8 protein-coding genes are annotated in these 14,372 nt (G+C 65.4%); 6 read left to right on the top strand and 2 right to left on the bottom strand.

The window, feature by feature from the left end:
* Positions 1-56 precede the first annotated feature (56 nt).
* The 6 genes from G5S35_RS32910 to G5S35_RS32885 all read left to right on the top strand — a co-directional run bounded on the left by G5S35_RS32910 (position 57) and on the right by G5S35_RS32885 (position 11,278).
* On the top strand, positions 57-1,550 hold the full coding sequence (locus G5S35_RS32910) for an aldehyde dehydrogenase (RefSeq protein WP_065057810.1): 1,494 nt from the start codon (positions 57-59) through the stop codon (positions 1,548-1,550).
* A gap of 23 nt (positions 1,551-1,573) precedes the next feature.
* Positions 1,574-2,536: a VOC family protein gene (locus G5S35_RS32905; protein ID WP_065057904.1), complete on the top strand. Its 963-nt coding sequence runs from the start codon at positions 1,574-1,576 to the stop codon at positions 2,534-2,536.
* Entirely contained in the window at positions 2,533-3,774 is a 1,242-nt protein-coding gene (locus G5S35_RS32900; protein ID WP_074986598.1) for an NAD(P)/FAD-dependent oxidoreductase, read from the top strand. Before G5S35_RS32905 ends, G5S35_RS32900 begins: the two co-directional genes overlap by 4 nt.
* Before the next feature lie 50 nt (positions 3,775-3,824).
* The gene (locus tag G5S35_RS32895) at positions 3,825-5,228 is read left to right on the top strand and encodes an MFS transporter (protein ID WP_065057812.1); all 1,404 of its coding nucleotides are present in this window, start codon (positions 3,825-3,827) and stop codon (positions 5,226-5,228) included.
* A 292-nt stretch (positions 5,229-5,520) separates the two neighbouring features.
* The gene (locus G5S35_RS32890) at positions 5,521-10,704 is read left to right on the top strand and encodes a trifunctional serine/threonine-protein kinase/ATP-binding protein/sensor histidine kinase (RefSeq protein WP_183040555.1); all 5,184 of its coding nucleotides are present in this window, start codon (positions 5,521-5,523) and stop codon (positions 10,702-10,704) included.
* A gap of 70 nt (positions 10,705-10,774) precedes the next feature.
* Positions 10,775-11,278, top strand: a complete 504-nt coding sequence (locus tag G5S35_RS32885) for a DUF3455 domain-containing protein (protein ID WP_065057814.1) — start codon at positions 10,775-10,777, stop codon at positions 11,276-11,278.
* Between the two features lie 6 nt (positions 11,279-11,284).
* On the opposite strand, the gene G5S35_RS32880 is transcribed toward G5S35_RS32885, so the two are convergent.
* Together G5S35_RS32880 and G5S35_RS32875 are read right to left on the bottom strand one after the other, a co-directional pair.
* On the bottom strand, positions 11,285-13,606 hold the full coding sequence (locus G5S35_RS32880; RefSeq protein WP_183040554.1) for an LPS-assembly protein LptD: 2,322 nt from the start codon (positions 13,604-13,606) through the stop codon (positions 11,285-11,287).
* Between the two features lie 144 nt (positions 13,607-13,750).
* The gene (locus G5S35_RS32875) at positions 13,751-14,140 is read right to left on the bottom strand and encodes a hypothetical protein (RefSeq protein WP_065057815.1); all 390 of its coding nucleotides are present in this window, start codon (positions 14,138-14,140) and stop codon (positions 13,751-13,753) included.
* Between the last annotated feature and the right edge of the window lie 232 nt (positions 14,141-14,372).

Genomic DNA, 14,372 nt, shown 5'->3' with positions numbered 1-14,372 from the left:
CGATACGTGTGCAGATGCACAGGTATCGCCCGCAATGAAACAAAGAGACCTCTGACATGACTCCCTTCGATACGAGCCTCGTTCCCAACGGCGACATCTTCGTCGGCGGCGAATGGCGCCAGGGCCGCGCCGCGCCCTTCGCGAGCCTTTACCCGGCCGACCAGTCGCTCAACATGGAGGTCTCGACGGCGAGCGCCGAAGATGCCGCCGAAGCCGTGGAAAAAGCGCACGCCGCGTGGAAGCAGGGCGCGTGGTCGGGCATGAAGCCGCATCTGCGCGCGCTCGTGCTGTACCGCATCGCCGACCTCATCATGCAGCGCCACGAAGCGCTCGCGCAATTGCAGCGCCGCGACAACGGCAAGCCGATCGGCGAGACGCGCGTGCTGGTGGCGAGCGCCGCGAACACGTTCCGCTATTTCGCGGCCTGCCTCGAAACGCTCGACGAGGAAGTCACGCCTTCGCGCGGCGACTATCTGACGATGAGCGTGTACGAACCGATTGGCGTGGTCGCCGCGATCACGCCGTGGAATTCGCCGATCGCTTCCGACGCGCAGAAGCTTGCGCCCGCGCTCGCAGGCGGCAACGCGGTGGTGCTCAAGCCCGCCGAAGTCACGCCGCTGATCTCGCTCGCGCTCGCGCGCATCTGCGAGGAAGCCGGCGTGCCGAAGGGCATTCTGAGCGTGCTGCCGGGCAAGGGCTCGGTGATCGGCGACGTGCTGGTGCGCCATCCGCTCGTGCGCAAGGTTTCGTTCACGGGCGGCACCGAAGTGGGCCGCGGCATCGCGCGCATCGCGGCGGACAAACTCATGCCGGTCTCGCTCGAACTGGGCGGCAAGTCGCCGACCATCGTGTTCGAGGATGCCGACATCGATCATGCGATTAATGGCGTGCTATACGGGATCTTCAGCTCGTCGGGCGAGGCGTGCATCGCGGGTTCGCGTCTGTTCGTGCAGCGCTCGATCTACGACACGTTCATGAAGCGCCTCGTCGCGGCCGCGCGCGAATTGCGCGTGGGCGATCCGTCGAACGAGAAAACGCAGATGGGTCCGCTGATCACGCCGAAGCATCGCGAGTCGGTCGAGCGCTACGTGGCGATCGGCCTGGAAGAAGGCGGCCGCCTGCTGTGCGGCGGCGAGCGTCCGGTCGGCGACGGCCGCGAACAGGGCTGCTTCTATCAGCCGACGATTCTCGAAGGTCTGACCAATCGCGCGCGCATCTGCCAGGAAGAGATTTTCGGACCGGTGCTGGTGGCCATGCCCTTCGACGACGAAGCGGCGCTCATCGAGGAAGCCAACGACAGCGTGTTCGGTCTCGCCGCCGGCATCTGGACGCGCGACTACAAACGCGCCTGGCGCGTGGCGCGCAAGATCGAGGCGGGCACCGTCTGGATCAATACGTACAAGCTGTTTTCGATTTCCACGCCGTTCTCGGGCTGGAAGGAAAGCGGCATGGGCCGCGAAAAAGGGCGGCTCGGCATTCGCGAATACATGCAGCAAAAGAGCCTTTACTGGGGCTTGAATGACGCGCCGCTGCCCTGGGCCAACGCCTGAGCGCGCGCAACGGAGCAATGAACATGACGATTCTCGGCATCGAACAGATTACCTACGGCGTGACGGATCTCGCCACCTGCCGCCGCTTTTTCGCGGACTGGGGCCTGAAGGAAACCGCGCACGACGAAACGCGCGCGCGCTTCGAAACGCTCAACGGCTGCACCGTGCTGGCCGTCGACGCGAACGACGCGTCGCTGCCCGCCGCCTTCGAGGAAGGCCCGACGCTGCGCGAAGTGGTGTGGGGCGTGGCGACGCGCGAAGAACTCGACGCGCTGCGCGAACGCCTCAAAGGCCAGCCCGGCTATCACAGCGATGAAAACGGCGTCGGGTGTTTCGACCCGGCCGGCATGGCGATTCGCGTGGAAGTGACGCGCAAGCGCGAACTCGACGTTGCCGGTTCGCCGTCGAACGTCTGGGGCCAGACGTTGCGCGTGGATACGCCGTCGCCGGTCTACGAACGCGCGGAGCCGGTGGAAGTCGGCCACGTGGTGTTCTTCACGAACTGCCTCGCCGAGCAGGAAGCGTTCTATCACGAACTGCTCGGCTTCGAGACCTCGGACCGCTACCCGAATCGCGGCGCGTTCATGCGCTGCGCGCCGCACGGCGGCCACCACGATCTGTTCCTGCTCGCGCTGCCGGATGGCAAGAAGGGCCTGAATCACGTGGCGTTCACGGTGCGCGACATTCACGAAGTGTTCGGCGGCGGCCTGCATATCAGCCGCTGCGGCTGGACCACGCAACTCGGGCCGGGCCGCCATCCGGTGTCGTCGGCGTACTTCTGGTACTTCAAGAATCCGGCCGGCGGCTTGATCGAGTATTACGCCGACGAAGACGTGCTGACGCCTGACTGGGAGCCGCGCGACTTCGAACCGGGCCCGACCGTATTTGCCGAATGGGCCATCGACGGCGGTCTCGACGGCAATACGCGCCGCCAGAAGAACGCCGAAGCGCCGAAGGGCAAGTTCATGACGGAGCGGAAATCATGAGCGACGCAATCGAATCCGGCGAACACGCCGCGCCGCGCACGGTCGTCGTGATCGGCGGCGGCCAGGCTGCGGGCTGGGTCGTCAAGACGCTGCGCAAGGAAGGCTTTGCGGGCCGTCTCGTGATGATCGCCGACGAAACGCATCTGCCCTACGAGCGCCCGCCGCTGTCGAAGGCGGTGCTCGCAGGCGAGGCCGATATCGAAACGGTGCGCATCGCGAAGCCCGACGAATTCGCGGCGCTCGACATCGAAGCGTGGCAACCGGATTGCGCGAGCGCGATCGATCGCGCGGCGCACACGGTCACGACGCGCTCGGGCCGCACGGTGAAGTACGACAAGCTCGTGATCGCCACGGGCGGCGCGGCGCGCAAGCTGCCCGCGAGCGTGGCGAAGAGCGCGCACGTGACGTATCTGCGCACGCTCGACGAAGCGATGGCGCTGGGCGAACGCCTGCGCCGCAGCGAGCGAGTGCTGGTGGTGGGCGGCGGCTGGATCGGCCTCGAAGTCGCGGCCACGGCACGCAAGCTCGGCGTGGCGGCGACGGTGATCGAAGGCGCGCCGCGTCTGTGCGCGCGTTCGCTGCCCAATGAAGTCTCGGACTTCCTGCTCGAACTGCATCGCGCGAACGGCGTGGATGTGCGTCTGAACGCGGCACTTGTCTCGCTCGACGACAACGCCGACGGCGGCGTGCGCGCGACCTTCTCGGATGGCAGCACGCTCGACGCCGACTTCGCGGTCGCGGGCATCGGCCTCGCGCCGCATACGGCGCTCGCGGAAGCGGCGGGCATCGCGGTGCAGGACGGTATCGTCGTCGATGAATTCGGCCAGAGTTCCGACGCCGATGTGTTCGCGTGCGGCGACGTCGCGAATCATCCGAACGCGTGGCTCAAGCGCCGCGTGCGCCTGGAATCGTGGGCCAATGCGCAGAATCAGGCCATTGCGGCGGCGAAGGCCGTGCTGGGCGTGAAGGAAGCGTATGCGGAAATTCCGTGGTTCTGGTCCGATCAGTACGACGTGAATCTGCAGATTCTGGGCGATTTGCCGCCAGGCGTCGCGCCGGTGCTGCGCGGCAATCTCGCAGAAAAGCGCGCAACGCTGTTCTTCGTCGAGGACGGCCATCTGCGCGGCGTCATCGCGATCAATTCGGCGCGCGACCTCAAGCTCGCGCGCAAGTGGATGAACCAGGGCCGCGCGGTGGACGTCGCGGCGCTCGTCGACACCAGCAAGGCTCTCGCCTGACGCGCTCGCCACTACACAACCGACCTCACATACGGGATGGGATCACAGGCATGAGAACCCTCGACACTACCCTCGGCCATCGCGGCGGCACCGCGGTCGGCGAGTCCATCACGCGCGGTTCGATCATCGCGCGGCTCGAACGCATGCCGGCCAACGCCATGCAGGTGCGCGCGCGGATCCTGATCGGCCTCGCCACGTTCTTCGACGGTTTCGACGTGATCGCCATCGCCGCGACGCTGCCGATCCTGATTCAGAAGTGGCACCTCACGCCGTGGGAAATCGGCTTTCTGATCGCCTCGGGTTCGGTCGGGCAGTTGTTCGGCGCGTTCCTGTTTCCGTGGCTCGCGGAGCGTCACGGCCGCGTGCGCGCGATTGCCTGGAGTTCGGGCATCATCGGCGTGACCAGCATTGCCTGCGGTTTTGCGCCGAGCTTCGCGGTATTCGCCGCGCTGCGCGTGATTCAGGGCTTCGGGCTGGGCGGCGAACTGCCCGTGGCGGCGACGTATATCAACGAGGTTAGCCGCGCGCATGGCCGCGGGCGTTTCGTGCTGCTCTACGAGATCGTGTTCCCGATCGGTCTGCTCGCGTCGAATGCGCTGGGCGCGTGGATCGTGCCGCGCTTCGGCTGGCAGGCGATGTACTTCATCGGCGGCATGCCCTTGATTCTGTTTTTCGTGCTGCGCAAGCTCGTGCCGGAATCGCCGCGCTGGCTCGCCGAACGCGAACGTCTGCAGGACGCCGACCAGGCCGTGAGCGCCTTCGAGCGCACCGTGAAGGGCCCGCTCGAACCGGTCACGAACGCGGCGGAATTCGACGCACTCGCGAAGCGTCATCCGAAGCGCAGCGTGAAAGACCTGTTCGGTCCGGCGTACCGCAACCGCACGATCGCGGTGGCGATGCTGTGGATGACCTGCGGCTTCATTCAGTACGGTCTGTCGACGTGGCTGCCGACGATCTATCGCACCGTCTACCACGCGCCGCTGCAACTGGCGCTCAATCTCGCGGTGGCTGCTTCGGTGCTCGGCGTGCTGGGTTCGCTCACCTGTGCGCTGCTGGTGGACAAGGTGGGCCGCAAGCCGATCATCAACGTCTCGTTCGTGCTGTGCGGCATTTCGCTGGCGCTGGCCGGGATCTGCCACGCGATGTCGGTGTACGTGGTGGCGACGTTCTGCGCGCTGGCGCTCGGCCTGCTCGCGAGCGGCTTCATCACGGCTTACGTGTACACGCCGGAACTGTATCCCACCAGCATCCGCGCGCTCGGTTGCGGCGTGGGCGGCGCATGGCTCAAGATCGCGGCGATCTTCGCGCCCACCATCGTGTCGAAGACGATGATCGGCGGCAATCTCGACGTGGCGTTCTATATCCTCGCGGCCGTGCCGTTTCTCGCGGCGATCGCGGTGCATTTCCTCGGCATCGAAACCAAGGGCAAGGTGCTCGAACAACTGGAAGCGTAAGCCTCCGGGCAGCGCGGTGCGCCACTTTGGTGGCGCAGCCGGCTCACGACGCGGTCGGCCAGTCATGGCTCGGCCGCGTTTTTTATTGCCGATGTCGACATATTCCAGATACACGAGGCCATTAATCTGCGCTTAAAACTGGCCGATTGCGCGCGAACTCGCGGGCCTTGATTCGATGGGCGGGATGACGCGTGGCGCGTAAGCCACGGGTAAGATACGCCTTTGCGCGATGCACGGCGCGACGAATCAGAAGACGGCCCGGGCGTGACCCGGCAAAAGGCGCAGAGGATCCATGGTCAATGTCATTCCCGAATCCGCCGCGGACTGGTCCCGTGCACGATTGGTCCTGATTCAGGACGGCGCGGCGCGGCTGTATCGCATCGTCACGGCGGGAGAATCGGTGCTGGCGGCGGTGCCTTCGGCTGTTGATCCTGTCGCCGCGCTGGGTCGCCTGCGCCATGAATACGGCATTCGCGCGCGCCTCGATCCCGAGTTCGCGCTCCATCCGATTCAATTCGTCGTCCACAATCAGGCGCCGGCGTTGCTGCTGCACGATCCGGGCGGCCGGATGCTCGGCGAGATTTTCGACGAGACGCGCGCCGAACCGGGCGACGTCGCGATGCCCGTCGATGCCTTCATTCGCCACGCGGTGAGCATGACGCAATCGCTGGGTCTCGCGCATCTCGCCGGACTCGTGCATGGCGCGTTGCAGCCCGCGAGTTTCATGCTCGACGCAGCGGGCGAGCGCGCCTGGCTCACCGGTTTTTCCGGCCAGGAGAGTGCGCCGGAAATCGATAAAGACGTGCTCGAAACCGTGATCGATTACGCGGCCCCGGAAGCGACGGGGCGCATCGACCGCGCCGTGGACGCACGCTCCGATCTCTATTCGCTGGGCTGCCTCTTTCACCGCATGCTGACCGGCGAGGTGCCGTTTCCGAATCTCACGGCTTCCGGGGCGATGCACGCGCACCTCACGCGGCGGCCGTTCGAAGGCGGGCAGTCGGCGCAGACGCACGCGCGCGTGCCGGAGAAACTCAAGGCGATCGTGCGGCGGCTGCTGGAGAAGGAGCCCGCGCAACGTTATCAGTCAGCCGCGCATCTGGCGAAAGATCTGCTCGACGCCGCCGAAGGCACGGCGCATACGCACGCGCACGTCCATGCTTTCACGCGGCAACTGAAGCTGCGGCCTTCGCTGGGTGCGCCCGATTCGCTCTATGGCCGCCACGTCGAAATCGACCAGTTGCTCGCGGCCGCACGCCATGCCGCGCTCGACGGCGGGCCGCCGCTGATGCTCGTCGAAGGGCCGGCGGGCATCGGCAAGACGGCGCTGGTGCAGCACGTGCGCAAGCGCCTTGGGGGTGCGGGCCACGAGTTCGCCGCGGGCAAGTGCGAGCAGGCCGACGGCGCGGCGCCCTACGCGAGCATCGCGCGCGCCTTGCATTCGCTGCTGCGCCACGTGCTCGGTTATGCGCCCGCCGAATTCGAGCGCGTGCAGCGCCGTCTGCGCGACGCGCTCGCCGGTGACGCCTCGATCGTCACGGCCGTCTTTCCGGAACTCGCGCGCGTGCTCGGTCAGTTCGAACACCAGCGCGCGGTCTCGGCGCACGCAGAAAAGCCGCGCTTTCTCGACGCGATGTCGAAACTGATGAGCGCGTTCACCGAGCCGGGCAAGGCGCTCGTGCTGTTTCTCGACGACCTGCAATGGGCCGATCGCGACACGCTCGAAGTGCTCACGCACCTGATCGGCAAACCGGGCAGCGAACGCGTGCTGTTTATCGCCGCGCTGCGCGACAACGAGATTCGCGCGGATAACCGGCTCGTGCACGTGCTGCGCGACGGCGCGCATGCGCATCGGCTCGTGCTCGAACCGTTGTCGAGCCACGACCTCGAACAACTGATCGAAGCGATGCTGATCGGGCGCGTGCAGCAACTGCGCGAATCCGTCGATCTGATCGGCGCTTATACGGGCGGCAATCCGCTGTTCGCGATTCAGTTCGTGCGCTCGCTCGTCGACGACAGCGTGCTCGAATTCGACGAAGCGCGCGGCGAATGGCATTCGAGCGTGGCGGGCATTGCCGAGCGCGCGAGTTCGTCGAGCCTGATGGAACTGCTCACGGAAAAGATCGACGCACTCGCGCCGTCGACGCAGGACGTGCTGCGCTCCGTTGCGCTGATCGCGAAGCCGGTGCCGCTGAACATGCTCGCAGATGCCGTGGGCAGCGATCCCGCGCAACTCGAAGCGTCGTTGCGGCCGGCGATGGACGCGGCGCTGATCATCCTCGACGAAGACCTGTACACCTTCGCGCACGACCGCATTCGCGACGCCGTCTATTACGGCATGAGTCTCGACGCGCGCGAAGCGGGCCATCTGGCCATGGGTCGCCGTTTGCTGGATTGCGCGAGTTATCGCGCGTCGTCGAGCAGTTTGTTCGTGGTGGCGAACCAGTTGAATCTCGCGGCGCGGCTCGTCGCGTCTCCCGAGGAGCGCGAGCGCTTTGCGCGCGTGAATCTCGACGCCGCGCAGCGTGCGATTGGCGCGACGGCGTATGCGTCGGCGATGGCGTATCTGGCCGTGGCGCAAAGCTTCGCGCAGGGCAGTGCGGCGGGCGCGCCGCTCGACGCGCTGATCGCGCTGCGGCTCGGCGAGTGCGAGTTTCTGTGCATGGAAGTCGCGGCGGCGGCGCGCCGCCTCGCCGCCGTGCCCAGCGCGCTGCTGCCGCTCGATCACCGCGCGGAACTCGCGCGCTTGCGCGTGGCGATGCACGTGACGATCGACGAGTCGGCGACGGCGCTCGATATCGGCCTGCAATACGTGCGCGACGAAGCGGGCATCGTGCTCGCGCGCACGCCGACCGACGCCGATATCGATCGCGAATTCGCGCGTTTCAAGGCGCTCGACGGCAATCGCAGCGTCGACGAACTGGCGGCGTCGCCGTTGATGAGCGACCGGCGCATTTATATCGCCATGGACGTGCTCACCGATCTCGCGCCCGCCGCGAAATTTCTCAGTCAGCGTCTCGCCGATCTGATGATGCTGCGTATGAGCACGCTGAGTCTCGAACACGGCCATTGCGACGCGTCGTGTTACGCCTACGTCGGCCTGAGCCAGATCGTCGGCGAACGCTATGGCGATTACGACACGGTGCGCCGCTTCGCGGAACTCGCGATGCGCCTGCCCGCCGAACGCGCGCTGACGAAATTCCAGGGCCGCGTGCAGATGTGCTACGGCGCGATGAGCCTGCCGTGGACAGGGTCCGCCTCGCGCGCACGCGAGCATATCGAAGCGTCGATTGCGCTCACGGCGCGGCTGGGCGACGTCACGTATCTGATCTATTCGCGGCGGCATCTCGTCACCAATTATCTGTTTTGCGGCGCACCGCTTTCCGATGTGCAGAAGGTGGTGGAAGAAGGCTTGCCGCTCGCGCGCCAGGCGGGCTTCGCGCTGGTGATCGATGCGTTTATCGCGCAGGCCTGGGTGGTGCAGGCGTTGCGCGGTGTGCCGATCGATATCGGTCTGGGCGCGCCGAGCCGCGATTTCGAGCACGTGCTCGACGATTGCCTCACGGGCCGCGTGCACCGCGATATCGCCGCGTTTTCGTTCTGGACGTATCGCTTGCAGGTCGCGTATCTGTTTGCGGACTGGCCGGTCGCATTGCAGGCGGAACAGGCTGCGGACGCCACGGCATGGGCGTCGCGCTCGTTCCTCGAAATGCCGGAGTTCGTGTTTTATAGCGCGCTGCTGCGCGTGGCGCTGAGCCGCCGCGCGCAAGGCAGCGAGCGTGAAGCGCATTTGCAGGCGGCGCGTGCGCGCCTGGCGACGCTCGAGCGCTGGTCCGCGCACAGCCCCGAGAATTTTCTCGGCCGCGCCGCGCTCGTGCGCGCGGAGCTGGCGTCGACCGGCGATGATCCGCGCTTCGCGCAGAGCGATTACGAAGAGGCCATCCGTCTCGCCGATCTCGCGCGCATGCTGCAATTGCAGGCGCTTGCGCGCGAACTCGCGGCGCGCTTTTCGGCGCAGCAGCACTGGCATGCGGCGTCGCAGGGTTATCTGCATCAGGCGTGGAGCGCGTATGCGTGCCTCGGCGCGGACACCAGATTGCGCGCGCTCGAAAGCGAATTTCCGACCATGGGACTCGCGAGCGCCGCGCCGAAACAATTCGACTGGACCGCCGCGCAGGGCGCGAATGTGCGTGCGTTCGATACGCAGGTCGTCTTGAAGGCGACGCAGGCCTTGTCGAGTGAAATGTCGCTGGCGAGGCTCATCAACGTGCTGCTCGACACGGCGCTGCAATATGCGGGCGCCGATCGCGCGACGCTGTGCCTGATCGAAGACGGTCAACTCGATATTGTCGCGCGCGCGACGTATGACGATGGCGCGGTGACGGTCGAAATCGAACGCGAGCGCGCGAGCGCCGAACGCATTCCCATGTCGATTGCGTACTGGACGCAGCGCACCTGCGAACCGGTCGTGCTCGGCAACGCGATCGACGATGCCAATTTCGGCCGCGACGCCTATATTCTCGCGGTGCGTCCGCGCTCGGCGATGTGCGTGCCGCTCGTCAAACAAGGCTCGCTGTCGGGGCTGCTGTATCTGGAGAATCGCCTGATTGCCGATGTCTTTACATCGGCGCGTTTGCGCATTCTGGAGATGCTGTCCTCGCAGGCCGCGATCTCATTGGAGAATGCCAAGCTCTATCACAAGGTGGAGTCCGAGCATCAGAAGCGCGTGGCGGCGGAGCGGCATTTGCGCGAGGCGCAGGGCAAGCTTGAGCGCGCGGGACGTTTGTCGGTGATCGGCGAATTGGCCGCGTATATCGTGCACGAAATCAGTCAGCCGATCAGCGCGGTGAGTGCGTGTTCGCGCGCGGCGATACGCTGGTTGAATCGCGAATCGCCCGATATCGACGAAGCCAATTCGATGCTCGAACAGATCGCGCTCGATACGCAGCGCGCGGTGGATATCGTTGCGAGCGTGCGTGCGATGGTCAAGCAGTCGCATCCGAAATCGGAACTCACCGATATCAACGATGCGATTCGCGAAGTGCTGCGTCTGCTCAGCGATCAATTGGCCGATTATCAGATTGTCGTGCGCGGCAATTTCGACACGCGCCTCGACGTCGTGGCCGATCGCACGCTGATCCAGCAGGTGGTGATCAATCTTGTCATGAATGCGCTCGAAGCGCTGCGCGGCGTAACTGCGCGGCCACGTCTGATCGATATCGACACCTTGGTCGATGCGAGTGGCACCTTGCGCGTGACGGTGGCCGACACGGGGCCGGGCATTCCGGGCGATTTGAGCGCGACCGTGTTCGATTCGCTGGTGACCTCGAAGAAGTCGGGCATGGGCATGGGGCTGTCGATCTGCAAGTCGATCGTCGAAGCGCATGGCGGCGAGATCGAACTCGTGCGCACGGGCGCGAACGGCACGCTGTTTCGTTTCTGTATTCCGCCCGTGGAGCAGGAACTGGGGGAATAGCGCAACGCGCCTGCGTGTTCTGCATTTAAGGCGCACACTGTGCGCTCTGACCACGAGGAGGAGTATCGGCATGATTCGTCTGTCACGCGTCACGCGGGCAATCGGTGTTGCAGGCGCGATGGGGATGCTCGCTGCGGGCGCCGCGCACGCGCAGTCCATCGACGCGCCCAATGCGCAGCAGGTGTTGAGCACCACGGCATCGGGCGTGCAGATCTACACCTGCGAATACGGTGCGGATCACACACTCGGCTGGGTCTTCCAGCAGCCGCACGCGAAGCTTTACGACGCGCATGGCGCGGCGGTGATCGAGCATTCGGCGGGACCGTCGTGGGCCGCGCCGGACGGCAGCCGTATCGAAGGCAAGGTGATGGCGCAGCAACCGAGCGCGACGCCGGGCAGCGTGCCGCAACTGCTGCTGCAAACGCATTCGACCGGCGCGGCCGGTCTGCTCGCGTCGGTGCGCTACGTGCAGCGCATCAACACGGTCGGCGGCGCGAAGCCGCCCGCGCCGTGCACGAGCGAGCACGAATCGGGCAGCTCGCCGTATCTCGCGACCTACGTGTTCTACCAGTAAAGGCGCTTACTGGTAGTCCGTGAATCGGGACAGCGGCGTGATGTTGTTCGAGACCGGCGTGTAGCCCGGTACGCTGTCCTTGAACTGATTCAGCATGCCGTTATCGACCTTCGAAAGACCGCGCAGTTCGAGCTGCATCAGCACGCGGCTGCCGGTGCTCGGCACGGTCGTCGAACTGGTTTCGTTGGTGTACTTCTCGAACGCGATGCCGAGCGACCAGCAATCCGCGCTGTACTGAAAGCCCAGCAGACCGGCGATCAGACGATGCAGATGCATGTCGTAATTCACGCGCGCGACGCTGGAGAGGTGGCGCGTGAGCGGCCACTGTCCCGAGATGATGAACTGGCTGACCGGCTCGTTATCCACGGACGCATCGGCGCGCGTGTAGCGATACGCCATGTTGATGACCTGACCCGGCGCGGGCGCCCACGAAAAGCCCGTGCTCGTGTGCGAGAGATAGGACTTCGCCTCGTTATATTCGATCGCCTGTTCGGCCTTGAACGCGCTGCCGATATTGAGCGAGCTGCCTTCGATCACGCCCGTGCGCGTGAGGTCGGTGGTCGAACCGTCGGCGAGCAGCGTCACGCGCGGCGTGGTGAAGTTGTATTGCTGCGCGAGCACGAAACGCGCGGCTTCCGAGCCCGTTTGCGCATCGATGAAACGCGTCGTGATGGCTGCGGTAATGCGATTGGCGTCGGCGATCCGGTCGTTGCCGACGAAGCTGTTCGTCGTAAAGATTTCCGCGAGACCGAAATCGCTTTCGGCAGTGTCGAAGAGCGGCGCGAAATTCTGGTTGCGGTACGGCGTGTAGACGTAGAACAGGCGCGGTTCGAGCGTCTGGATATACGAGCGGCCGAACAGCGTCACGCTGCGCTCGAAGGTCATGCCCGAATCGAGGCTGACCGTCGGCACGTTGACCGAGAAATTACGCGGCTGTCCGGCGATCGGATCGGAGCCGAGCGACGAAAGATCGTAGCTCGCGAAGTGCCACTGCACCTTCGGCGTGATGTACCACGACGGCCGCACGATGGGCAGCGCGACGTAGGGATTGAACACGAAGCGATTGCCCTGCGCGACGTCGCCGCTCGACATCGTGAAGCGCGAGGCGTCGGCTTCCGCGCCGAAGTCGAGACCGTCCACGTTGTAGCGCGCGTACTTCACGTTGAGCTGCGGCTCGCGGTTATAGATCGTGTCGCCCGAATACTGCTGCCAGTGCTGCTCGCGCAGCAGCACGGACCACGGGCCGTTCGCGTAACGCAGCCCCGCTTCCTGATCGTAGAGCGTGGTCGAGCCGAGCAGATACTGGCCCGACGAAGTCAGGTCGGTCGTGACGTTCGCATCCGAGACGCGGTTGTAATTCACATACGCCGAAAATCCCGAGCCGATATTCCAGTCGTGCTTGATCGCGATGTCGTAGCGCTGCGTGTTCGTCAACGCGTCGTGCGGTAGAAACAGCGCGGAGAATTCGCCGCTGTAATCGCTGCCCAGATAGTGATAATCGGCCGTCATCAGATCGCCGCGCCGGCTGATGATGCGCGGCGTGAGCGTGAGATCGTAATTCGGCGCGAGATTGAAATAGATCGGCACCGACAGGTCGAAACCGCCCGTCGAGCTGAACGAGAACGTGGGCGGCAGGATGCCGCTGCGGCGGTCGCTCGACAGCGGAAACGAAAGCCACGGGCTCGCGAAGATCGGCAGCCCCTGAAACACCAGCACGGCGTTGTGCGCGACGCCGGTATCGGTGCCGCTGTCCATGTCGAACTGCGAGGCGCGCAGATACCAGGCCGGTTCGCCGCTGCACTGGCAGGTCGTATAGGTGCCGTTGTGCAGCACGGCGCGTTCGTTGTCGACGAGGTCGGCGCGCGTCGCCGAGCCCCAGCCGCCATTCACCACGAAGCGATAGCGCGGCGTGCTGATATAGCCTTGCTGCGCTTCCACCAGCATGTGCGCGTACGGGCCGAAAAAGCTCACGCCGCTTTGCGTGATGTCGACGTGGCCGTACGCGTCGGCGGTGTCGGTGTCCTCGAAATAATGGAGCGCGTCGCCTTTCACGACCGATTCGTAGCGCCGCAATTCGGCGTTGCCGTGCAGCGCGAGGTCGGTGTCGGCGGTGCTCGTCATCGTATCGCCGAGCGCGGCGGTCGCGCCTTTCTGGCCGCCTTGCAGCGGGTGCTCCTGCAATTGCGGATCGACGCGCAAGGCCCAGTTGTCGCCGAGCGACGCGGGCTGCGCCGCGGCGTCCGAGAGTTGCGCGAACGCATGGGGCGGCGCGAATCCAGGCACGGCGATCAGCAGGGAAATCAGGGGCTTCAGGCGAAAGCCGCGCATTACGTCACGGATCAAGGCGGGCGAGATAACGAGGGAAGTGAGGAGGATCCGGCGCACGCGCGCGGCGCTCGCGCGCCGGCCCGTGCCCCGGGTCATGGCAGACGGCCGACGGGGCCGGCTATCGCGTGCCGCGTTGTGGCCGGCTCATTGCAGCCACGTCGAGCGGGACAACGCGGCTTCGTGGTCGGCCGCGCTTTCGAGCGCTTCGACGATGCCGGGAATCTGCTCGCACGGCACCGCGAACGACAGACCGGCCGTCATCGACAGCCGGAAGCGGATCACGAGATGGCGCGTGCCGTCGAGCCGGCCGATCTCGCAGCCGCGCGCGTGCATGACGGTGAACGAAGGCGCGGGCGTCTTCTCGATGCGCTGGATTTTCTCCATCGCATTGGGCAGCGCGACGAGCAGGTCGTTGAACACCGAACGGTGCAGCGCGGCCGTGGCGTTGCCGTCGTGGATCAGCAGGAATTCGCCGTCCGCGCTCAGATCGGCCGAACTGATCTTGCGCAGGACCGCCGTGATGTCCTCAGCCATGCGTGCGCGCTCCCGCCGTTTGCGTGGCGCGCGATGTCGTGCACGAGGTGGCGCATGACGTGGCGTGTTCACGGATCGAGATAAAGGAAGTGGACATCGCGGGCAGCCTGCTTGATTCGATGGCGCCACGATAGACCATCGCGCGCGCGGCCAGGTTACGCGCGGCGTGGTTTTTCTTAATGCATATTTCAGTAAGCTACATGCAGGTTTCGCGGCGTGTCGCGTCATCGCG

Origin of the sequence: Paraburkholderia tropica, assembly GCF_014171495.1 — a bacterium.
GTDB classification, from domain to species: Bacteria; Pseudomonadota; Gammaproteobacteria; order Burkholderiales; family Burkholderiaceae; genus Paraburkholderia; species Paraburkholderia tropica.
Note: the sequence above shows the minus strand (reverse complement) of the source record. Positions and strands in the feature narration are given on the sequence as shown.

Excerpts from the sequence above, each read along its gene's own strand:
- G5S35_RS32910 (WP_065057810.1), top strand. The coding sequence starts at position 57 with ATGACTCCCTTCGATACGAGCCTCGTTCCCAACGGCGACATCTTCGTC.
- G5S35_RS32905 (WP_065057904.1), top strand. The coding sequence starts at position 1,574 with ATGACGATTCTCGGCATCGAACAGATTACCTACGGCGTGACGGATCTC.
- G5S35_RS32900 (WP_074986598.1), top strand. The coding sequence starts at position 2,533 with ATGAGCGACGCAATCGAATCCGGCGAACACGCCGCGCCGCGCACGGTC.
- G5S35_RS32895 (WP_065057812.1), top strand. The coding sequence starts at position 3,825 with ATGAGAACCCTCGACACTACCCTCGGCCATCGCGGCGGCACCGCGGTC.
- G5S35_RS32890 (WP_183040555.1), top strand. The coding sequence starts at position 5,521 with ATGGTCAATGTCATTCCCGAATCCGCCGCGGACTGGTCCCGTGCACGA.
- G5S35_RS32885 (WP_065057814.1), top strand. The coding sequence starts at position 10,775 with ATGATTCGTCTGTCACGCGTCACGCGGGCAATCGGTGTTGCAGGCGCG.
- G5S35_RS32880 (WP_183040554.1), bottom strand. The coding sequence starts at position 13,606 with ATGCGCGGCTTTCGCCTGAAGCCCCTGATTTCCCTGCTGATCGCCGTG.
- G5S35_RS32875 (WP_065057815.1), bottom strand. The coding sequence starts at position 14,140 with ATGGCTGAGGACATCACGGCGGTCCTGCGCAAGATCAGTTCGGCCGAT.